23 protein-coding genes are annotated in these 20,770 nt (G+C 67.8%); 10 read left to right on the forward strand and 13 right to left on the reverse strand.

What is annotated here, in order from left to right; genetic code table 11:
- Positions 1-237, forward strand: a 237-nt coding sequence (locus ACFQ9R_RS22505) for a hypothetical protein (protein WP_378993022.1), incomplete at its 5' end; no start/stop codon positions are given.
- Positions 238-239: 2 nt separating this feature from the next.
- On the opposite strand, the gene ACFQ9R_RS22510 is transcribed toward ACFQ9R_RS22505, so the two are convergent.
- Positions 240-809, reverse strand: coding sequence for a DUF4245 domain-containing protein (locus tag ACFQ9R_RS22510; RefSeq protein ID WP_378993023.1), 570 nt, complete (start codon positions 807-809; stop codon positions 240-242).
- A gap of 127 nt (positions 810-936) precedes the next feature.
- Here ACFQ9R_RS22510 and glpX point away from each other — a divergent pair, with 127 nt between their 5' ends.
- The 3 genes from glpX to ACFQ9R_RS22525 all read left to right on the forward strand — a co-directional run bounded on the left by glpX (position 937) and on the right by ACFQ9R_RS22525 (position 4,340).
- Positions 937-1,980, forward strand: a complete 1,044-nt coding sequence (gene glpX / locus ACFQ9R_RS22515) for a class II fructose-bisphosphatase (protein ID WP_378993025.1) — start codon at positions 937-939, stop codon at positions 1,978-1,980.
- Positions 1,981-2,010: 30 nt separating this feature from the next.
- Positions 2,011-2,853, forward strand: a complete 843-nt coding sequence (locus ACFQ9R_RS22520) for a patatin-like phospholipase family protein (protein ID WP_378993026.1) — start codon at positions 2,011-2,013, stop codon at positions 2,851-2,853.
- 86 nt (positions 2,854-2,939) lie between these two features.
- Positions 2,940-4,340, forward strand: coding sequence for a class II fumarate hydratase (locus tag ACFQ9R_RS22525; protein ID WP_378993027.1), 1,401 nt, complete (start codon positions 2,940-2,942; stop codon positions 4,338-4,340).
- A 53-nt stretch (positions 4,341-4,393) separates the two neighbouring features.
- On the opposite strand, the gene ACFQ9R_RS22530 is transcribed toward ACFQ9R_RS22525, so the two are convergent.
- From ACFQ9R_RS22530 to ACFQ9R_RS22540, 3 genes are all read right to left on the reverse strand, one after another.
- Positions 4,394-5,248 carry an acyl-ACP desaturase gene (locus tag ACFQ9R_RS22530; RefSeq protein ID WP_378993029.1) on the reverse strand — a complete coding sequence of 285 codons (855 nt, stop codon included), beginning with the start codon at positions 5,246-5,248 and terminating at the stop codon, positions 4,394-4,396.
- 95 nt (positions 5,249-5,343) lie between these two features.
- On the reverse strand, positions 5,344-5,970 hold the full coding sequence (locus ACFQ9R_RS22535; protein ID WP_378993030.1) for an esterase: 627 nt from the start codon (positions 5,968-5,970) through the stop codon (positions 5,344-5,346).
- Between the two features lie 181 nt (positions 5,971-6,151).
- The gene (locus ACFQ9R_RS22540; protein WP_378926338.1) at positions 6,152-7,546 is read right to left on the reverse strand and encodes a PhoH family protein; all 1,395 of its coding nucleotides are present in this window, start codon (positions 7,544-7,546) and stop codon (positions 6,152-6,154) included.
- Positions 7,547-7,853: 307 nt separating this feature from the next.
- Between ACFQ9R_RS22540 and ACFQ9R_RS22545 the strand changes: the two genes are divergently transcribed.
- Positions 7,854-8,126, forward strand: coding sequence for a hypothetical protein (locus tag ACFQ9R_RS22545; protein ID WP_378636318.1), 273 nt, complete (start codon positions 7,854-7,856; stop codon positions 8,124-8,126).
- 1 nt (position 8,127) lies between these two features.
- Here ACFQ9R_RS22545 and ACFQ9R_RS22550 read toward each other — a convergent pair whose 3' ends face one another.
- On the reverse strand, positions 8,128-8,547 hold the full coding sequence (locus tag ACFQ9R_RS22550) for a limonene-1,2-epoxide hydrolase family protein (protein WP_378636316.1): 420 nt from the start codon (positions 8,545-8,547) through the stop codon (positions 8,128-8,130).
- Positions 8,548-8,591: 44 nt separating this feature from the next.
- Positions 8,592-9,305, reverse strand: coding sequence for a TetR/AcrR family transcriptional regulator (locus tag ACFQ9R_RS22555; RefSeq protein WP_378993033.1), 714 nt, complete (start codon positions 9,303-9,305; stop codon positions 8,592-8,594).
- A 109-nt stretch (positions 9,306-9,414) separates the two neighbouring features.
- On the opposite strand from ACFQ9R_RS22555, the gene ACFQ9R_RS22560 reads away from it, so the two are divergent.
- Both ACFQ9R_RS22560 and ACFQ9R_RS22565 read left to right on the forward strand, forming a co-directional pair.
- Entirely contained in the window at positions 9,415-10,596 is a 1,182-nt protein-coding gene (locus tag ACFQ9R_RS22560; RefSeq protein WP_378993035.1) for an FAD-dependent monooxygenase, read from the forward strand.
- Positions 10,597-10,630: 34 nt separating this feature from the next.
- The gene (locus ACFQ9R_RS22565) at positions 10,631-11,614 is read left to right on the forward strand and encodes an LLM class F420-dependent oxidoreductase (RefSeq protein WP_378993037.1); all 984 of its coding nucleotides are present in this window, start codon (positions 10,631-10,633) and stop codon (positions 11,612-11,614) included.
- 6 nt (positions 11,615-11,620) lie between these two features.
- On the opposite strand, the gene ACFQ9R_RS22570 is transcribed toward ACFQ9R_RS22565, so the two are convergent.
- The 3 genes from ACFQ9R_RS22570 to glyA all read right to left on the reverse strand — a co-directional run bounded on the left by ACFQ9R_RS22570 (position 11,621) and on the right by glyA (position 14,553).
- Positions 11,621-12,919: a hypothetical protein gene (locus ACFQ9R_RS22570; protein WP_378993038.1), complete on the reverse strand. Its 1,299-nt coding sequence runs from the start codon at positions 12,917-12,919 to the stop codon at positions 11,621-11,623.
- Positions 12,919-13,131 carry a hypothetical protein gene (locus ACFQ9R_RS22575; RefSeq protein ID WP_378636305.1) on the reverse strand — a complete coding sequence of 71 codons (213 nt, stop codon included), beginning with the start codon at positions 13,129-13,131 and terminating at the stop codon, positions 12,919-12,921. The genes ACFQ9R_RS22570 and ACFQ9R_RS22575 overlap by 1 nt, the downstream gene beginning before the upstream one ends.
- 126 nt (positions 13,132-13,257) lie before the next feature.
- Positions 13,258-14,553, reverse strand: coding sequence for a serine hydroxymethyltransferase (glyA, locus tag ACFQ9R_RS22580; protein WP_378993039.1), 1,296 nt, complete (start codon positions 14,551-14,553; stop codon positions 13,258-13,260).
- A gap of 153 nt (positions 14,554-14,706) precedes the next feature.
- Between glyA and ACFQ9R_RS22585 the strand changes: the two genes are divergently transcribed.
- Complete coding sequence (locus tag ACFQ9R_RS22585) at positions 14,707-14,847, forward strand: hypothetical protein (RefSeq protein ID WP_378993040.1); 141 nt, start codon at positions 14,707-14,709, stop codon at positions 14,845-14,847.
- Here the strand turns inward: ACFQ9R_RS22585 and ACFQ9R_RS22590 are convergent.
- A complete protein-coding gene (locus tag ACFQ9R_RS22590) occupies positions 14,837-16,048 on the reverse strand; it encodes a DUF885 domain-containing protein (protein WP_378993042.1) in 1,212 nt (403 codons plus the stop codon). The two genes, ACFQ9R_RS22585 and ACFQ9R_RS22590, sit on opposite strands and share 11 nt — an antisense overlap.
- 199 nt (positions 16,049-16,247) lie before the next feature.
- On the opposite strand from ACFQ9R_RS22590, the gene coaA reads away from it, so the two are divergent.
- The gene (gene coaA / locus ACFQ9R_RS22595) at positions 16,248-17,180 is read left to right on the forward strand and encodes a type I pantothenate kinase (protein ID WP_101465876.1); all 933 of its coding nucleotides are present in this window, start codon (positions 16,248-16,250) and stop codon (positions 17,178-17,180) included.
- A 22-nt stretch (positions 17,181-17,202) separates the two neighbouring features.
- Here the strand turns inward: coaA and ACFQ9R_RS22600 are convergent, their stop codons facing one another.
- The 3 genes from ACFQ9R_RS22600 to ACFQ9R_RS22610 form a co-directional block, all read right to left on the reverse strand.
- On the reverse strand, positions 17,203-18,333 hold the full coding sequence (locus ACFQ9R_RS22600; protein ID WP_378993044.1) for a hypothetical protein: 1,131 nt from the start codon (positions 18,331-18,333) through the stop codon (positions 17,203-17,205).
- A gap of 83 nt (positions 18,334-18,416) precedes the next feature.
- Positions 18,417-18,983 carry a hypothetical protein gene (locus tag ACFQ9R_RS22605; protein WP_378993045.1) on the reverse strand — a complete coding sequence of 189 codons (567 nt, stop codon included), beginning with the start codon at positions 18,981-18,983 and terminating at the stop codon, positions 18,417-18,419.
- 29 nt (positions 18,984-19,012) lie between these two features.
- A complete protein-coding gene (locus tag ACFQ9R_RS22610) occupies positions 19,013-19,792 on the reverse strand; it encodes an isoprenyl transferase (protein ID WP_266293063.1) in 780 nt (259 codons plus the stop codon).
- Between the two features lie 247 nt (positions 19,793-20,039).
- On the opposite strand from ACFQ9R_RS22610, the gene ACFQ9R_RS22615 reads away from it, so the two are divergent.
- Complete coding sequence (locus ACFQ9R_RS22615; protein WP_378993047.1) at positions 20,040-20,705, forward strand: hemolysin III family protein; 666 nt, start codon at positions 20,040-20,042, stop codon at positions 20,703-20,705.
- Positions 20,706-20,770: the final 65 nt, after the last annotated feature.

Below are 20,770 nucleotides of genomic sequence, written 5' to 3' on the forward strand. Positions count from 1 at the left end.
GAGCACTTGGCGGCGACCACCGAGCGGTTGCAGCGGGCGGGGTTGTTCATCGCGAACTCGCACACGCCCGTCCTCGGCGCGGGCGGCATGAAGCCGTGGGGCCCGAAAGAGGATGCCGCCAAACGCGAATTCGATCCCTACGGCCTCCTGGCCAAGGGCAAGTCCGACGACGCAGAAGACACCATCGCCACCTCGACCGCGCTACCCAACAGCGGGTGGTCCTACCGGCTCAGCTGAGGCTACTTCTTCGCCAGCGGTTGAGCTGTCGTGATCGCCGTCGCGAGGGTGGTGAAGGCGGCCTCGTTGCCCGCGCCGGTGATCAGGATCCGTACGCCGCCGAGGTCGGCGATCCAGCCGGTTTCCTCGGTCGGTTCGGTGTAGACGACCCATTTCTGCCCGGCCACGTCCTGCGTCCCGGTGGGATAGCGAGAACCGAGTTGCTGCCGCGACAGCGCCTCTTCGGAGGCATCGGTCTGCGAATACCGCATGTAGGTGCCCTGCGGGGTGATGTAGCCGACCGTGCTCACGGCACCGCCATCCGCGGTGGCGATGGTGTCGCGGCTGCCCGAGTTCGACACCCAGCCCTGCGGCAACGCCGGCTTGCGGATCGGGAACGACAGGGTCTTCGCGTCGGAGGTCAGCGCGGCATCGGCATCGAAATGCGGGATCTGACCCTGTGTCGGGCCGTTCGTCGCCACCGTGCACTGGCTCGCGACCCCGGCCAATACCACCGCGGCCAGCACCAACGGGATCAACGACCAGAACAGATCGCGGTAGTCGTTGAAGATGCGGTGCTTGGTCTGTGCCACGGCTACCAGTATCCACTCGAGTCCTGACCAGGCCGTCAAGGGGTCATCGCAGGAGGTCGTGCACGAGCGTGCCGTTTCGAAATGCGACAATGCCCCCGTAACACCAACGCCAAGGAGGCACTCCGCAATGACGGCATCATCGCCCGCCCCCAGCCGCCGCGAGGCACCCGATCGCAACCTCGCGCTGGAGCTGGTCCGCGTCACCGAGGCAGGCGCGATGGCGAGTGGCCGTTGGGTCGGCCGTGGCGACAAGGAAGGTGGCGACGGCGCGGCCGTCGACGCCATGCGTCAGCTCGTCAGCTCGGTGTCCATGAAGGGCATCGTCGTCATCGGCGAGGGCGAGAAGGACGAAGCGCCGATGCTCTACAACGGTGAGCTCGTCGGCGACGGCACCGGCCCCGAGGTCGACTTCGCCGTCGACCCGGTCGACGGCACCACCCTGATGTCGAAGGGTTCCCCCGGCGCCATCTCGGTGCTCGCGGTCGCCGAGCGCGGCGCCATGTTCGACCCGTCCGCGGTGTTCTACATGCACAAGATCGCCGTCGGCCCCGATGCCGCAGGCTCGATCGACATCACCGCCCCGATCGGTGAGAACATCCGCCGCGTGGCCAAGGCCAAGCGGCTGTCGGTGTCCGATCTGACCGTCTGCATCCTGGACCGTCCCCGCCACGAGGACACCATCCAGCAGGCACGCGACGCGGGCGCCCGCATCCGCCTCATCTCCGACGGTGACGTCGCCGGCGCCATCGCCGCCGCGCGTCCCGAGTCCGGCGTCGACATCCTGGTCGGTATCGGTGGCACCCCCGAGGGCATCATCGCCGCCGCCGCGCTGCGCTGTCTCGGCGGCGAGCTGCAGGGCATGCTCGCGCCGAAGGACGACGAAGAGCGGCAGAAGGCGATCGACGCGGGCCACGATCTGGATCGGGTGCTCTCGACCACCGACCTGGTCTCCGGCGACAACGTGTTCTTCTGCGCCACCGGCGTCACCGACGGCGACCTGCTGCGCGGCGTGCGCTACTACGGCGGCGGCGCGTCGACCCAGTCGATCGTGATGCGGTCCAAGTCGGGCACCGTCCGCATGATCGACGCCTACCACCGCCTGACGAAGCTGCGCGAGTACTCCTCGGTCGACTTCGACGGCGACGACAGCGCGAACCCGCCGCTACCGTGATCCGGGGCTGGGCGTCCCTATAGTCGAACTATGGCAGCGCCCAGCACCGCCCTGGTCCTCGGCAACGGCGGAATCGCCGGTATCGGCTGGCAGATCGGCATGATCGCCGGACTGGCCGAGGCCGGGGTGGACCTGCGGTCGGCCGATCTGGTGATCGGCACGTCCGCGGGCGCGGTCGTCGGGGCGCAAATTCGCAGCACGCTGTCGACCGACGAGCTCTACAAGCGGCAGCTGGGGCGGCTCAACGCCGAGATCCCGAACCGGCTCTCGGTCAAGCAGCTGGCCACGTGGGCGTTCATCGCGGGCACCGCGCCCAGCGAGACCAGCGCGGCACGCCGGGTCGCGAACGCTTCGCGCGGCAGGTCGACGATCGACCCCGTGTTGCGGCTGGCGGCGGTGTCCTCACGCCTGCCCGAGAAGTCGTGGCCGGCACAGCCGTTATGGATCACCGCGGTCGACGCCGACACCGGCGTGTTGAAGGTCTTCGACCGCGACAGCGACGTCTCACTCGCCGAGGCGGTCAACGCCAGTTGCGCGATCCCGTTCGCCTGGCCGGAGGCGTCGTGTCACGGGCACCACTACCTCGACGGCGGGGTCCGCTCCCCGCTGAATCTGGATCTGGCGAAGGGCTACGACCGGATCGTCGGCCTCGCGTCCAACATTCTCACCCCGCGCCGCAGCGGGAAGATCTCCGCCCAGCTCGCCCACCTCGGTTCGGCCAGGGTCACGGTGATCCATCCGGACCAAGCCGCGCGCAAGGCCATCGGCCCCAACGAGCTCGACCCGCAGCGCGTACACGGCGCCGCGCTGGCCGGCCACACCCAAGCCAGGGACTTCGCCGACGAGGTGTGCGCGGTCTGGCCCACCGACTGAGTCCGGCGAGTATTCCTGCCGCGGATGTGGGATTTCGCGCTGGTGTGTGGCCACCATTCGCGGTGTTCTCGTCCTAGGGTCGAACTATGGCTGACGACGACGCGCAGTACCGGATCGAGCACGACACCATGGGAGAGGTTCGCGTCCCTGTCGACGCCCTGTGGCGGGCGCAGACGCAGCGGGCCGTCGAGAACTTCCCGATCAGCGGGCGGGGACTCGAGCGCGCCCAGATCCGGGCGCTGGGCCTGCTGAAAGCCGCGTGCGCTCAGGTCAACAAGGATCTGGGCCTGCTCGATCCGGTGAAGGCCGATGCGATCATCGCCGCGGCGGGCGAGATCGCGAACGGGGAGCACGACGACCAGTTCCCGATCGACGTGTTCCAGACCGGTTCGGGCACCAGCTCGAACATGAACGCCAACGAGGTGATCGCCTCGATCGCCGCCCGTAACGGGGTGAGCGTGCACCCCAACGACGACGTGAACATGTCGCAGTCCTCCAACGACACCTTCCCCACCGCGACACACCTGGCCGCCACCGAGGCCGTGATCACCGAACTCGTTCCCGCGCTGGACCATCTGCGCCTGGCGCTGCTCGACAAGTCACAGCAGTGGCGCACCGTGGTGAAGTCGGGCCGCACCCACCTGATGGACGCGGTGCCGGTGACGCTCGGCCAGGAATTCGGCGGCTACACCCGCCAGATCGCCGCGGGTATCGAACGCGCGATGTCCGTGCTTCCCCGCCTCGGCGAGTTGCCGATCGGCGGCACCGCGGTGGGCACCGGTCTCAACGCGCCCGCCGGATTCGGTGCGAAGGTCGTCGCGCAACTGGTACGCACCACGGGAATCGACGCGCTGCGCGAAGCGCAGGATCATTTCGAGGCCCAGGCCGCGCGTGACGGACTCGTCGAGGCCTCCGGCGCGCTGCGCACCATCGCGGTCAGCCTGACCAAGATCGCCAACGACATCCGCTGGATGGGTTCGGGCCCGCTGACCGGGCTCGGCGAATTGCAGCTGCCGGACCTGCAGCCGGGTAGCTCGATCATGCCCGGCAAGGTGAATCCCGTACTGCCCGAGGCAGTGACGCAGGTGGCGGTGCAGGTGGTCGGCAACGACGCGGCGATCGCGTTCGGCGGGGCGAGCGGGGCGTTCGAGCTCAATGTCTACATTCCCGTGATGGCGCGCAACCTGCTCGAGTCGATTCGCCTGCTGGCCAACGTTTCTCGCTTGTTCGCCGACAAGTGTGTGAGCGGGCTCGTCGCCGACGAGGAGCACCTGCGGACCCTGGCCGAATCGTCACCGTCGATCGTCACCCCGCTCAACTCGGCCATCGGCTACGAGGAAGCGGCCGCGGTCGCCAAACAGGCGCTGCGCGAGAAGAAGACGATCCGGCAGACCGTCATCGACCGCGGGCTCGTCCCGGACAAGCTCTCGCTCGAAGAGCTCGATCGCAAACTCGACGTGCTGGCGATGGCCGACGTCGACCGCTGAAACGCCGAACGGCCGTCACCTCGCAGGAGGTGACGGCCGTTCGCTGTGCAAGGTCAGGCCAGGTGCGCGAGTTCGGCGCGAGTCTTTTCGCCCTCTTCGCTGAAGTCGGTGCGGGAGAAGATGTTCCAGCGCTGCAGCAGCGGCTTGAACACCAGCTCACCCTCCTTCGCGGGGGCGTAGATGCCCGCCTCGGCCAGCGCCTCGTCGCTGGATCCGCCACCGGGCAGATCCACGTGCGGTACCCGGAAGTCGGCGACCCGATCGGCGATCGCGCGCACTGCCTGATCGGGAACCAGGTCGAGGGCGGCGGCGACGAGCACGGCGAAGAACTCGGCCTGCAGTTCGTCGTCGGCGGCCAGCTTCTCGGCCATCGCGGTGACGATCGGGTTCTCGCCGATCGCGGCGGTGTTGCGATGACGGATCGCGGCAGCGGCCTCTTCGAACGCGCAGGTGGCCAGCACGTCGATCAGGTGCATCGGGGGGCGGTTGAAACCGTCGGTCATGTGCTGCATGCGGGCCCGCTCGAGCGCGACCGGGTCCACCGCACGCGTGAGCATGAGGTAGTTGCGGATCATGATCTCGTGGCGGTTCTCCTCCGCCGTCCACCGGCCGACCCAGCGCCACCAGGGGCCGGTGCGCAGGTGCTTGCCGAGCTCACGGTGGTAGGAGGGCAGATTGTCGGCGACCAGGACACTCACGGTCAGCGCGAGCCGGGCGGTATCACTGAGCTCGGACTGTTCCGGGGTCCAGTCCTCGCCGCCGAGGAAGGCGAAGTTGCGCCCGTCCGACCACGGCACCTGCTCGTGCGGCTGCCAGCCGTCGGCCACCTCGATATGGCGACGCAGGTTGATTTCCACCTCGTCCGCGAGCGAATCCAGCAGCTCGCGGTCGGTCAAAGTTTTCTGCACCCCGACAACTTAGTACCTCGTGCGCAAGCGCGGGGACCTACGGGGTGAACCGGGTCCCCGCGCTGGGCGGAGCGCGACGCTGACGTGGGGCCCGACTACTTCGGGGTCACCGTGGTCTCGCCGTTGACCCAGGTGATGGTGCCACCGGTGAAGTCGCTCTGCTTGCCTCCGGCGATGGTCTTCTCGTCGCTGGTCGGGTAGCCCAGCGTGCCGTTGGCGCCGCCGTTCTCCTCCCAGGCCTCGCGGATGTCACCCCACACGATGTGGGCGCCGGTATCCTTGCTCCAGTAGATGGTGCCGCCGGTGAAGTCCTGGTACTCGCCGCCGTCGGGGCCGGATTCCTGAGCTTCCTCCGGTGCGCCGAGCGGGCTGCTCGCGCCGCCGGCCGCCACGTACTTCTTGTACACCTCGCCGGCGATCACGATGTCACCGTTCGGGGTGGAGACGGTGGTCGATTCGCCCGCCGCCCCACTGGTGGTGGCCGCGCCGGACGTTGTCTCGGAACCGGAGGTGGTTTCCGAACCGGGGGTGGTGGTCATCCCGCCCATCCCGGGCTCGGTGGTGGCGCTGCCACCCGGGGCGCCGATCGCGGAGGTCACCGAGGCGACGGCGTCGTTTGCCTTGTCCTTGTCGTCATCGCTGCAGCCGGCAGCGAGCAGCAGACCCGCCGCGGCCAGGACCGCGGCGCTCCCGGCAGCAGTACGTCGAGCGAAGTGGTTCATATCCATCCTCTCGCGAGTGGCCCCCGGGGGTGCCCCCGGAATGGAGCCTGGCCGACATCCGCAACGGCCCGGCGGAACAGTGTTCGCCGAGCCGTTGCTGGATTGGTGTCGGAGCGGATATTACCCACTGTTTGCGGTAATCAAACGGATTCCGGCCGCGACGCGGCCCGATTGCCGACGATTACGCGTTCGGTCCGTACTCCTCGAGCATCTCGGTGACCAGCGCCGCGATCGGCGAGCGCTCACTGCGGGTGAGGGTGATGTGCGCGAAAAGCGGGTGTCCCTTGAGCTTTTCGATCACCGCGGCCACACCGTCGTGCCTGCCGACCCGCAGATTGTCGCGCTGGGCGACATCATGGGTGAGCACCACCCGAGAACCCGTGCCGAGGCGGCTCAGCACCGTCAGCAGCACATTGCGCTCGAGCGACTGAGCCTCGTCGACGATCACGAACGAATCGTGCAGCGACCGCCCTCGAATGTGGGTCAGCGGCAGCACTTCGAGCATGTCGCGACTGAGCACCTCCTCGAGCACCTCGCGGCTGGCCAGCCCGTCGAGCGTGTCGAAGACAGCCTGCGCCCATGGGCCCATCTTCTCGCTCTCCGAACCCGGCAGATAACCCAGTTCCTGCCCGCCCACCGCGTACAGCGGCCGGAACACGACCACCTTGCGCTGGGTGCGCCGCTCGAGCACCGCCTCGAGTCCGGCGGTCAACGCCAAGGCAGACTTGCCGGTACCGGCGCGCCCACCCATCGACACGATCCCGATGCTCTCGTCGAGCAGCAGATCGAGGGCGATGCGCTGTTCGGCCGAACGCCCGTGCAGCCCGAAGGCCTCCCGCTCCCTGACCAGCTGGATCCGCTTGTCCGCGGTAACCCGGCCCAGCGCGCTCGAGCTGCTGCCCAGCAACCGAACACCGGTGTGGCACGGCAACTCTCGCGCATCGTCGAGGTCGATCACCGAATCGGTGTAGAGCTGGTCGATCTGAGCGCCCGCGACGTCGAGTTCCACCATCCCGCTCCAGCCGGAGGTCACCACGTCCTGCGCGTGGTACTCGTCGGCGGACAAGCCGACCGCGCTCGCCTTGACGCGCAGCGGGATGTCCTTCGACACCAGCACCACGTCCTCGCCCTCGGCCGAGAAGTTCAGCGCGCAGGCCAGGATGCGGGAATCGTTGGTGTCGGAACGGAATCCGGCGGGTAGCACCGACGAATCGGTGTGGTTGAGCTCTACCTGCAGGGTGCCGCCGTCGGTGCCGATGGGCAGCGCCTGGTCGAGCCTGCCGTGCTGCACACGCAGGTCGTCGAGCATGCGCAGAGCTTCGCGGGCGAACCAGCCGAGCTCGTGGTGGTGCCGTTTCGCCTCCAACTCACTGATCACGACCAGGGGCAGGACCACACTGTGTTCCCCGAACCGGGTGACGGCCCAGGGATCCGACAGGAGTACAGAGGTGTCTACGACGAAAGTCTTGCGACCGGAACGTGAGGGGCGAGCCCCTTTCTTCGAGGCCGAATTGCTCGAGGCCGAGGCCGAGGCCGTGTGCTTCGCGGAAGCGGAAACGGAGCGTGCAGCAGTCACGGTGGGCTCCTTATGTGTTCGCACGGCACCCGTGCGAACGATCTCGCTGGACCGGTCCGTCCTTGTGGGCGTTTGACGCTGAGTCAACCGCCACGAGGGCCAGGTGCCGGCCCTCTCGCACTGAATAGCTCAGTCACGGTCAGGACCTCCCGTACGAATCACACCGACGCGACTCGCATCACCGACGCTACCGCCGAATTCGTAGCCGCGCTGCTGGACCGGCACACGTGTCCGTGAATTTGTCGTTAACCGGCACTGTCGCGACGGATCCGGCACGTGTGCGCCACCGAGGGCTAGAGTCGATGACATGGCCGAAGACCAGGATCTGGAGAAGCTGTCGTCGAAGGAACTGCACGATCGCGCGGTGAAGACGGCCGTGCGCCACGGCGACGTGAAGTTCCTGTGGGAACTGCTGAAGTCGATTCCGGCGGCCCAGGCCGAGGCGGGCGACCTCGGCGAGAGCTCGGCCGACATCAAGTACGTGCTGCCGATGCTCGACGACTACTTCCACGCGGGCGACGGCAAACTAGCCGATGTGCTGCGCCCGACCTACCTGGAGTATCTGCGCAAGCACGGATAGTTCAGCGGCCGGTGATCGCCTTCACCACGCCGACAACGGCGCCGCGCAGGACGTTGCCCTTACTGAAGTGGTCGTCCCACAGCACGATTCGGCCGTCGCGCAGTTCGAAGGTGCCGCTCACCCAGAAGCCGATGCGCACCGGGCCCACGTGCAGGTAGTCGGTGCGGTCGGTGAGCACGATGTCGCCGTCGGCGGCGATGTGGTGGATCTCCGCGGAGAACCCGAGCTTCGGTCGATCCAGGCCGCGCAACAACGCCGCGACCCGATTCTTGCCGCGCACGGTCGGCAGCGAGGCGTTCTTCCAGACGATCGCGGGATCGAGCAGATCCAGCGCCTCGTCGACCGCGCTGAGTTCGAGTGCGTTGAAGAACTCGCGAACGATGGTGACAGCGGGCTCCGGCAGTTCCGGCTGATCGGTCATGAGATGAGCCTAGGGTGCCGATCGCGGCCGGGCCAGGGGTCAGCTCAGTTTCGCTGATCGATCAGGACGGCGAGACCGTCGAGGATGCGTTCGACACCGAAACGCAGGGCGTCGTTGGGTCCGCCCTTGCCCGCCGGCGCGGCGGCTTCCTCGGCGAAGGCGGCCTGCACCTCGGGGTAGCGGCCTGCGGCCGCGGTCATCATCGCGGCGAACTGCTCGGTGAACTGCACTTCCCCGTCCCCGCTCATCGACGCGACCTGCTGAGCCAGGCTGCGGGCGTGACCGTTGAGCAGGACGATCGTGTCCAGCCTCTCCGAGCCGGAGAGCCCGGTGCCTGCCAGTGCGGTGAGGGCGGCCTCGGTCCAGCCCATCTCGTTCGGGCCGAGAGGCCGCATGCCGACGGTGAGCTCGATCGACCACGGGTGCGCACGGTAGCGAGCGAAGAGCGCTTCGACCCAGGTGCGGAGGCCGGTTCGCCAGTTCTGCTGCGCGCCCGCGGCCTTCGGCGGTTCGCCCATCGCCGCGTCGAGCATCAGCGCGGTCAACTGCTCCTTGCCCGGCACATATCGGTACAGCGACATCTTGGTGAAGCCGAGGCGTTCGGCCAGCCGCTGCATCGACAGCGCGGACAGCCCTTCGGCGTCGACGAGCGCGATGGCCTCGGCGACGATCCCGTCGAGAGTGAGCGCGGGTTTGGGCCCGCGCTTGGGGCGCTGCGTGGTCCCCCACAACAGCTCGACCGTGGTCGGCGGTGGCATCTGCCCATCCTCTCGAAAATCGTCTTGACGTGAAACTGTGTCTACCATACTCTTATCTGCATCCACCGGATACAGATTCCATCGGACACAGATCTTCGGGAGTTACGTCATGCGTACTGTTCTCATCTCCGGCGCCAGCGTCGCCGGCCCCGCCCTCGCCTACTGGCTGCACCGCTACGGCTTCTCCGTCACCGTTGTCGAACGTGCCCCCGCGCTGCGGGCAGGCGGTCAGGCGGTGGACTTCAAGGGCAAGACCCACCTGACCGTGCTCGAGCGGATGGGCATCCTCGACGAGGTCCGGGCCCGGCGTACCGGTACCACCGACCTGGTCTTCGTCGACGACAACGGGCGTGAGCTCGGCGTGATGTCGGGCGAGTTCACCGGCGGCGACCTGGAGATCCTGCGCGGCGACCTGGCCGAGGTCATGTACGACAAGACCGCCGACACCGTCGAGTACCTCTTCGGCGACACCATCACCGACCTGCGCGACACCGGCGACGGCGTGGCCGTACGGTTCGAGCACAACCCGCCCCGCACCTTCGACCTCGTCCTGGGCGCCGACGGCATCCATTCGCGAGTCCGGAAGTTGGCGTTCGGCCCCGAGGCCGACTACGTGGCGCACCTCGGCTACTACTACTGCGTCGCCGGCGCGAGCCGCTGGAGCGACGCGGCCACGCCCCGCGACAAAGCGGCAGGCGCCGCCCACAACACCCCGGGCAAACTCGCCATCGACGGCGGCCCGAAGGCCCAGCAGATGTACATGTTCGCCGCCCCCGAACTCGACTACCCCCGCAACGACGTCGACGCCCAGCGCCGCATCATCACCGAAACCTTCGCCGACATGGCATGGCATGCCCCCCGCATGCTCACCGACCTGGCCGAATTCGACGACATCTACCTCGACTCGATCAGCCAGGTCCGGATGAACGGCGCCTACACCCGCGGCCGCGTCGCCCTCATCGGCGACGCCGCGTACGGAAACACCCTGGCGGGCTTCGGCACCGGCCTCGCCGTTGTCGGCGCCTACGTTCTCGCGGGCGAACTGGCCGCCGCCGCGGGTGATCACATCACCGCCTTCGCCAACTACGACCGGATCATGAAGCGCTACGCCAAAATCGCGGGCAACAGCAACGCGGGCCCCTTCCTCGCGCCCAAGACCACCCTGGGCATCAAGGCGCGCAACTGGTTCCTCGGCTCCCGCTTCTTCACCCTCATGCTGAAATACGGCGACAAGGCCGCCAACGACATCGACCTGATCGACTATCCGCAGCTGGTCGGGTGTAGCGCTTGACTTGGAGTGCACTCCAAGTCATAAGGTCGGCGACATGAGCATTCGACTCGGCTATCAGATGCCCAACTTCAGCAACACGTCCTCGGTGCGTGAGCTGTTTCCCGCGGTGATCGCGCAGGCGAGGGAGGCGGAGGGGGCGGGGTTCGACGCCGCCTTCGTGATGGATCACTTCTATCAGCTGCCGTTGATCGGCGAGCCCGACGAGCCGATGCTGGAGGCCTACTCGGCGCTGTCGGGTCTGGCTACCGCGACCGAGCGAATCCAGTTGTCGGCCTTGGTCACCGGCAATACCTATCGCAATCCCGCCCTGCTGGCCAAGACCGTCACCACGCTCGACGTGGTGAGCGGTGGCCGGGCGGTGCTCGGCATCGGGGCGGGGTGGTTCGAGCTGGAGCATCAGCAGTACGGGTTCGAATTCGGCACCTTCACCGAGCGGTTCGAGCGGCTCGACGAGGCATTGCGGATCATCACGCCGATGCTGCGCGGGCAGCGATCCACCTTCGACGGAAAGTGGTACCACACCGAGAACGCGATGAACGAGCCACGCATCCGCGACGACCTGCCGATTCTGCTCGGCGGTGGCGGCGAGAAGAAGACCTTCGGCATGGCCGCCCGCTTCGCCGATCACCTCAACATCATCTGCAACGCCTCCGAACTGCCCCGCAAACTCGACGCTCTGCACCAGCGGTGCGAGGAGGCGGGCCGCGACCCCGCCACCCTGGAAACCAGCTTCCTCGCGCTGACCATCGTCGACGAAGACGGTGACCGCGCCCGAAAGACCCAGGCCGACATGCTGTCGCGACTCGGCGTCGACCTGTCCACCCTGACCGAGGCCGAACGCCGGGCCACCGTCGCCGACCGCCAATTCGCCGGCACCCCGGACGAAGTCGCCGAACAGATCCAGGCCCGCGTCCTCGACCACGGCATCGATGGCGTCATCATCAACCTGATCGCCAACGGCCACGAGCCCGGTGTCATCGACCGGGTCGGCCGCACCCTGAGCCCGCTGGTGCACTGAGCGAGCTCACCACGACGCGAAGTGGTCTTCTCCTCGCTGGCGGTTCTGCTGGCGGCGACGGAAGAAGACCTCTTCCGGGGTGACGGTGGTGAGGGCGTTGGTGATGCGGCTCAGGCGGGTGTCGTAGCGGTTTTCATGGATGTGGCGTTCTATGCCCGCTTGCCATTCAGGAGAAAGGCGCGACCAGATCGCGGCGACTCGGGACTGGGCGGCAGGTTCGGATTCGGCGAGTAGTTGCAGGAGAGCGGGCCAGTAGGTGGCGTCGGTGGCGTGCGCGGGCAGGGCGGCTACCGAGGTTTCGTCGAGTTCGGCGAGGGTGGCGGCGATGTGGCGGCGGGCCGGTTCGCTCAGGCGGGCGGACAGGGCGAACAGCCCGCGCCACGGGTCGGCTTCGTCCTTGCCGTCCAGCGAGCGGACCAGCGCGCCGAGCACGTCGGTGTTCGCGAATTGCGGGTTCGTCGACAAGGCCCACAGGGCAACGGGTTCGAGTCTGCCGATCACGGTGAGCAGCGCGGGCGAGGCGTTCCGGTTGACCGCGGTGAGCAGGAATCGGCCGACCTCGTGTGTGGTGCCGCGGCCGAAGAAGATGTCGCCGAGAATGCCGGTGATTTCGGGGTCGACCTTGCAGAACAGGGCGAGCATCGCGTGATGCAGGGTGGGTGGGCCAGCCAGGACGGTGTGGAGCATGGCCGGCACCCGCTGGCGTGGGCCCGCCAGCAACTGCCGCACGATCCGGCTCAACGTGTGCGCCGGGTAGGCGTAGGCGGCGGTGAAGACCAAGCCCGCGTCATCGAGGACGGTCTGCTCCAATGCCGCGATCAGCGGCTCGTTCACCACCGAGAGGAACCGCGCGGCCGTCACGTAGTCGCGGCGCCGCAACAGCTCGTTGATGATGAGGGTGATCGGCTCCGGCCTGCCGTATCGCATCAGCTGTTCGAAGACATTCGGGTCCAGGTACGGCGCTCCGTCGGCCGCGTAGACGGCATCGACCGCGCACAGCGCCTGCGCGCACTTGCGCGGATGTTTGACGCCGACCGCGCCGAGGAATCGGGCGGCGAGCACCGGCGGCACCACCCGCTCGAAGAGCGCGACGCCCACACCCACCGGAAAGATCGGCACGAGCGGGCTGACCCGGCGGAAGGTGTCCGCGTGCTCGGCATGTAGTGCGCGCAGGATCTGCTGCTGTATCGCCGACAGGTGCACCGCGCCCAGACGGGCCAGCGGTGCGAGGCGTTGCGGCGGCACTTTCAGCGTGCGCGCGAGCACCACGAGCTGTGTCTGAGCTTCGAGTTCGGTTTCGATCATCAGCTGCCGAAGAGGATCTTGCGCGAGACCTTACGCAGCGGAGCGGGCATCGCGGTGAGCGCGGCATCGATGGCCCGGCGCAGCGCCCGCACCTCGTTGGCCCGCGCGGCGCGGAACAGTTCGATCAGCTCCCTGGCCTCGGCCTCGGAGAGCAACTCGAACGCGTGCACCTCCCCGCCGACCTCACGCGCCAGCGCGCGTCGATATTCCATACGGACTGACCATGCCCTATTCCATTAGGCCCGTACGCGATTCACCAGAACTTTGTGTGTTCCGACAACACGATGGCCCCTGTCTGCATGGAGCTGACAGGGGCCATCGGGCAGAGGTTCTCCGGCTCAGCCGAGCAGGCGCCAGTCCTCGAGACCCTGGTAGAGCGGGACGCTCTGGGCCAGGCGCGACACCCGGCCGCGCAGGGTGTCGACGTCGGAGGTGCCCGCCAGGGCGGCGGCGATGATGTCGGCTACCTCGGTGAACTCGGTGTCGCCGAAACCACGGGTGGCCAAGGCCGCCGTGCCGATGCGCAGGCCCGAGGTGACCATCGGGGGGCGAGGGTCGAACGGGACGGCGTTGCGGTTGACGGTGATGCCGACCTCGTGGAGGACATCCTCGGCCTGCTGGCCGTCGAGTTCGGAGTTACGCAGATCGACCAGGACCAGGTGCACGTCGGTGCCGCCGGTCAGGACCGAAACACCCTTGTCCTTCACGTCGGCGCCGGTCAGACGCTCGGCGAGGATACGCGCGCCGGACAGGGTGCGGACCTGACGGTCGGCGAACTCCTCGGTGGCGGCGATCTTGAACGCGGCGGCCTTGGCGGCGATCACGTGCATGAGCGGGCCGCCCTGCTGACCGGGGAACACCGCGGAGTTGAGCTTCTTGGCGAATTCCTGCTTGGCCAGGATCAGACCGGAGCGAGGACCGCCGAGGGTCTTGTGCACGGTGGAGGACACCACGTCGGCGTACGGCACGGGCGAGGGGTGCAGACCGGCGGCGACCAGGCCGGCGAAGTGCGCCATGTCGACCCACAGGTAGGCACCGACCTCGTCGGCGATCTCACGGAAGCGGGCGAAGTCCTGGTGGCGCGGGTAGGCCGACCAGCCGGCGACGATCACCTTCGGCTTGGCCTTGCGTGCGATGTCACGCACCTCGTCCATGTCGATCCGGTGGTCTTCCTTCGACACACCGTAGGAGTGGACGTCGTAGAGCTTGCCCGAGAAGTTCAGGCGCATGCCGTGGGTGAGGTGACCGCCGTGCGCGAGGTCCAGACCCAGCAGGGTCTCGCCCGGGTTCATCAGCGCCATCAGCACCGCGGCGTTGGCCTGCGCGCCCGAGTGGGGCTGCACGTTGGCGAATTCGGCGCCGAAGAGCTCCTTGGCACGGTCGCGAGCCAGGGTCTCCACCACGTCGACAGCCTCGCAGCCGCCGTAGTAGCGGCGGCCCGGGTACCCCTCGGCGTACTTGTTCGTGAGGACGGAGCCCTGCGCCTGCAGGACCGCGCGCGGCACGAAGTTCTCCGAAGCGATCATCTCGAGGGTGTCGCGTTCGCGGGCGAGCTCGCCCGCCATCGCGGCGGCCAACTCGGGATCGAGCTCACCGAGAGACTGGGTATTCACCGAAGCGGTCGTCTGCGTCACGCCGTCGAGTCTATTGCCGACCGTGTGCGAGCCGAGCACGGGGATACCGCAACACCGTCCGAGCCGCCACCGGAGAGACCAGGGTCACAGCCCGGCTGACCAGGTTCGATAGCCGTCGAACACAACAGACTCGGCGTAACGACCCATCCGACGGTGACCGATGACACAGATATGACCGCACTGCCCGTGACCCCGGCCATCGCACCGTCCGACCCGATCGAGGCACTCCTGCTGCAGATCAGCTACCTGGTCTGCTCGCTGTTGAACCCCGGCGGCTGCGCCGTCATCCAGTAGCGACACTCATCCGCCGGATCGCCCCCGGCGTCAGCGGCTCGTCGAGCAGACGCCCGAACCGCTCGACCCGATCCTGGGCGCCGACCGCACCGTCGAGCCACCCCCCGAGCAGGCGGTAACCCTCGACATAGGTGCTGATGTAGGCCCGCCACAGCGGCGAGGACAGGAACCGCAGCGACTGCCGCGCCCGTTCCGGCGTCGCCAGAATCCACCGCTGCAGGAACAGCGCCACCTCGTCCTCGCTGCGATGCTGATCGTGCAGCAGCAACGCGGCGTCCTGACGCACGTTCAGCAGTTTCGCCGACGCGGTCGAGAAGCGTTCGGCCCGTTCACCGTCGAAACGAAGGCCGAGGTCGGCGTAGATCTCCTGCGCCCAGACTCCCCAGCCGGGCCCGACGATCGACCGAAGGGCCAGGTCGGCGAGGCCCTCGGCCATCAGGCACTGCGGGGTGTTGACCAGGAACAGCGTCTGCTCGTCCTCGCCCGCCGCGACCAGTCCGGCCTCCTTGCGGCAGTGCTCGGTGTGATGACCGGGGTAGGCCTCGTGCGCGATGAGCGCGGGGAGGTTGCCCATGTGCTGTTTGAGGTCGGAGTTGATCGCGACCGTCGAGGCGAAATTGCCCAGGTAGTAGTTGAAGCCGGACCACGGCTTGTCGCCGACCACCTCGTAGGTGACGTGCTCGTTGTCGGGCAGCGGGTAGCGCTCGCGTACCCGCTCCCGCAGCGCACTCGAGAACGCTTCGACACAGGTAGCGAGCTTTTCCGGGGGGATCTCGTCACCGCGGCGGTAGGCGGCGGCGCGTTCGGCCAGCGGTCCGTCGCCGCCGAGCACCTCGTCCATCTGCCGGTGCGCTTCGCGATAGTCGTCGGGGTCGCCCGGTGCGATGTCGACGTCGAAGTAGGCGCGGACCTCGTCGACGAAGCCGATCTGCTCACCGGCGAACTTGCGCGCCGAGCATTCCATCGCCACCAGGTGGGCATCGAGGAATTCGGTGCGCTGCGCCGAGAGCCCGGCATCGGGCAGGGCGGCGCGCAGATCGACGGCGCGCCGGGCCAGCTCCGAGGGCACCGGGACGGCCGCGTTCTCGATATCGCGGCGCAATTGCGGATCGCCGGTGTAGGCGTCGACGAACCCCTCTTCGAGGCGATCGAAAGCCAAACCCAGGCGCAGGTATTCGGTGACAAGTGGATGTGACCCCATCCGCCCGACATTACGTGGTCGATCGGAAAATGGCGTCTTACCTCGGCGTTGTCGCTGGTTACCGACCGGTAGCCAAACCCCCTGTTGCGCGCGGGCAGCGAGCACGGAGCACAATCTCGCTATGCGGTCAGAGTTATCCCGGATCTCACCAGACGGGCAGCCAAGCTGTGCGGATGCGCCCGGACGGAGGGTCGGGTAGGTGGCACGGATGAGCGAACCGAGCCCCTATGTGGAGTTCGATCGAAGCCAGTGGCGCACACTGCGCAAGTCGACTCCCCTGGTACTGACCGAGGACGAGCTGACCGGCCTGCGCGGTCTCGGCGAGCAGATCGACCTCGACGAAGTCGCCGAGGTGTACCTGCCGCTGGCGCGGTTGATCCATCTCCAGGTCGCGGCCCGGCAGCGGCTGTTCGCCGCCACCGCCACCTTCCTCGGCGAGAAACATCCCGACAAGCAGGTGCCGTTCGTGATCGGGGTCGCGGGCAGTGTCGCGGTCGGCAAGTCGACCACCGCGCGCGTGCTGCAGGCGCTGCTGGCGCGCTGGGATCACCACCCCCGGGTCGACCTGGTGACCACCGATGGATTCCTTTATCCCACAGCCGAACTCATTCGTCGCGGCATCATGCACCGCAAGGGTTTCCCGGAAAGCTACGACCGGCGCAAGCTGCTGCGATTCGTCACCGAGGTGAAGTCGGGCGCCGAAGAGGTGTGCGCGCCGGTGTATTCGCACAAGTCCTACGACATCGTGCCCGACGAGAAGCACTGTGTCCGCCAGCCCGACATTCTCATCGTCGAGGGCCTGAACGTGCTGCAGACCGGTCCGCGACTGATGGTGTCGGACCTGTTCGACTTCTCCATCTACGTCGACGCCCGCATCGAGGACATCGAGAACTGGTATGTGCAGCGCTTTCTCGCGTTGCGCAAGACCGGCTTCGCCGACCCCGACGCGCACTTCCACCACTACGCGGCCTTCGACGACGAACAGGCCACCGCGGCCGCGCGCGATATCTGGCACTCGACCAACCGGCCCAACCTGGTGGAGAACATCCTGCCGACGCGCCCCCGCGCAACCCTGGTGTTGCGCAAGGACTCCGACCACACGATCAACAGGTTGCGGCTGCGCAAACTCTGATCGGCTCGCGCGCCGACACCGCTCAGCCGGTGGCCGTCGGCGAGCCCAACGAGACGACCTGCGTCGCCACTTCCGCGCTGTCCTCGCCCTGGTGGACGACCAGGACTCCATGCGGCGTGCCGCGCGCGTCGGTGGGCTCACCGGCGACCACCTCGAGCATCGGCTCCTGCGCCTGTTTCCGCGGGAGCATGTCGACCACCGGGTACTCCCCGACCGGCGCCCACCCCTGCGCCGCCAACTGCATCCGGTCGACCGTGCTCGGCGCGCCCGCGAGGTCGGACCACTTGCGGGTGGCGATCGTGATCGAACCATCGGCGCTCCAGCGCGGGTTGTAGGCCGCTGAGCACTCACCCGGCAGGGTGGGCATCGCCAGGACACCGTTGTTGGCGGCGTCGATGGTCGCCACGTTGCCGCTGCCGCAGGTCGCGCTGCGCGCGGTGGCCCCGGCCAGCACGAAGGTGTGCCCATCGGGACCGGCGGCGGCCGACAGTCCGGCGTCGATGCCGGGCACACGACCCAGCGGCAGGATGACATCGGAGCCGATGGCGTAGAGGTGACTCTTCTCCCACCACAAGCCGCGCGATTCCACCCGGGCCAGCAGCACGAACTCGTCGGTGGCCGCCACAAGTTCGGCCCCGCCCCACCCACCACCGGTGAGCGGACTCGGCGAATCCGGCAGGACGATCTCGCGTTCGGGCGCGGCGGGCTCGGAACCGGCCAGGTCCATGCTCATGATCTCGCCCGGCTCCCGCCACCAGCCGACCACCGAACCGCGCAACGCCACGGCGTTGGCGCAGTCACACGGTATGCGGGTCACCGACCGGTCGCGCACACCCACCGCGACCAGCGTCTTGCTACCGCTCTCCACCGCGAAGGCGTAGTGCCCGTCCCTGGTGAACGCCACCGCGGCCGACGAATAGCCGAAACTGCCCGGCGCCCGCACGGTTTCGCCGCCGCGCACCACCGCCAGCTCGGCGTCGGTGCGATAGGCGAACACCGCGCCCTTCGCGGCCTGCTCCTCGGCGGGCGTCAGTCGTGGCGGCGCGGGCTGGTCGACCCCACCGCAGCCCGCGACGACCGCCACGGCACCGCACACGACGCCGAGCACCACGATCCGCGCCCGCCACCCGCTCGCCTTCGTCGCAATTCCCACAGCTCACACCCCTGCAATGTGTCGTCGGGCCCGGTCTCGCGCAGCAGCCTAGCGGGGGGTGGCGCCGGATCGGGCCTACTCCGCTACAACTTCCAGGCCGCGTCGAGCCTGGTCGCCACGTCGATATTGCGGACCGCCGCGATCTCGGGTTTGCGGATCTCCTGTGCGACGTACCGGGCGACGAACCGGCGGATCTCGTGGTCGACGCTGGCCAGCACCCGCAGCAACTCGCCGCGCTTGGAGCTGCTGGCGACATTGACCCGCACATCGCCGGGACGCGGCTCGGCGATGTCGATGACCACCCGCAGTGGGTCGGCGGTGCGCGCGGTGAGATGCAGATGCACGGTGCCGTCGACCCGGAAACGTGACCTGTCGACCGCCAGATCGAGAACCAGATCCACGCGCAAGGGAATGGTCAGTTCGAAGGAGATGAACGCGTCGACGAAACGCAGGATTCGTGGCTGCCCGAGCTCCACCTGCGCGGTGACCTTCGCCAATCGACCCGGCCCCACCCCGATCGGCCCGAAATCGAAAGCGGCACCGGTGAGTTGGCCGAACGCGTCGGCGATGCGCTGCTCGGAGACGGCGTATTCCAGGAAACGCCTGCCGAATTCCTCATAGCTGATGTAAGAAGGCTGTCCGGGTTCCACTGACCGCAGAGTACGCGACGGCTACGGCCTCACACGCCGAAACGGCGGTGGCGCGCGGCGTAATCCCTTAGTGCGCGCAGGAAGTCGACACGCCGGAATTCCGGCCAATACGCCTCGGTGAACCAGATCTCCGAATAGGCGCTCTGCCACAACAGGAACCCCGAAAGCCGCTGCTCACCAGAGGTTCTGATCACCAGGTCCGGGTCGGGCTGACCGGAGGTGTAGAGATGCTGGCCGATCGCGTCGACCGTAATCGACTGCACCAGATCCTCGCCCGACTCGCCCGAGGCGATCTCCTGGCGCACCAGCGAGCGCACCGCGTCGGTGATCTCCTGGCGGCCGCCGTAACCCACCGCGACATTCACGTGCACGCCGTCGCGCCCGCTCGTTCGCTCGGCGGCCACCCGCAGCCGCTTGGCGATCAACTCGGGGAAACCCTCGAGCGACCCGACGATCCGCACGCTCCAGTTCTGCTCCGGGGCGGACAGTTCCTCGACGACATCGGTGATGACCTCGAACAGGGTCTCGAGCTCTTCGGGGTCGCGGCGCAGATTCTCGGTGGAGAGCAGGTAGACGGTGACCATCTCGATGCCCTGGTCGGAACACCAGCCGACGAGCTCGGCGATCTTCAGCGCGCCGACGCGATGGCCGTGGCTCACATCGGTGAACCCGTTCTCACGCGCCCAGCGTCGATTGCCGTCGCACATGACGGCGACGTGGCGAGGGTGCTGCTTGTCTGCCAGCTGCTGCGACAGCCTGGCTTCGTAGATGCGGTACGGCAATCCACGCACCCGACCAAGAAACTCCACGCCCGCACCCTACGCTTGCCCGCCTCCCCGAGTATTTTGCCGGTCGTGAGTAGGGGGTGAGATCCGTGCCGGGCCGGCGGCACGGGCAAGGCCGGGTTTCGGGGTGGTCGGGAAGTTACCCATGTCCTCCCGAGATCAGCCGGTCGGGTTTTGTGTGGCCAGGGGCACGTTTGTGGTGTCGAGATGGGCGGTTGACGTACGGTTGGGCACAACCTACGGTACCGTAGGTTCCGGCTCGGGAGGTTACGTGGACGATGTCCTGACTGAGATCGCCACGGTGATCAAGCCCCGTTTTCGTGGCTGGATCCATACGTGGGCGGTCGGCGTCGCCGCTGTCGCGGTGACGGTGCTCGTGGTGTTCGGGTTCCTCACGTCGTTGACCGCGGGTTGGTCGACGCTGCTCTACGGGATCTCGGTGTGCGCGCTGTTCGGGGTGAGCGCGGTGTATCACCGGGTCACCTGGGCGAGCGTGCGGACACGGGTGCGGATGAAGCGGGCCGACCATTCGATGATCTTCCTGTTCATCGCGGGCAGTTACACGCCGTTCGCGCTGCTCGGATTGCCCGGGCGGACCGGGCAGATCCTGCTGGCCGTGGTGTGGGCAGGGGCCGTCGCCGGGATCGCGTTGAAGTTGCTGTGGCCTACCGCGCCCGCGTGGGTGGGGGTGCCGCTGTACCTGTTGCTCGGGTGGGCGATCGTGCCGGTGGCCCCCGAGCTGCTGCACAACGTCGGAGTAGCGCCGCTGGTGCTGCTCGCGGTCGGCGGCGTGATCTACAGCGTGGGGGCTGTTCTCTACGCGACCAAGTGGCCCAACCCCTGGCCCGACTTCGGGCACCACGAGTTCTTCCACGCCGCGACGGTGGTCGCGGCGCTGTGTCACTACATCGCGATCTGGCTGGTCGTGCTCGGCTGAACGGCGCGTGCGCGCGGCCGCGGCCTGCGCGCCTTCTATGCTCGGTAGTTGTGTCACCCGTCAGC

Origin of the sequence: Nocardia sp. NPDC056541 (assembly GCF_042794235.1) — a bacterium.
GTDB lineage: Bacteria > Actinomycetota > Actinomycetes > Mycobacteriales > Mycobacteriaceae > Nocardia.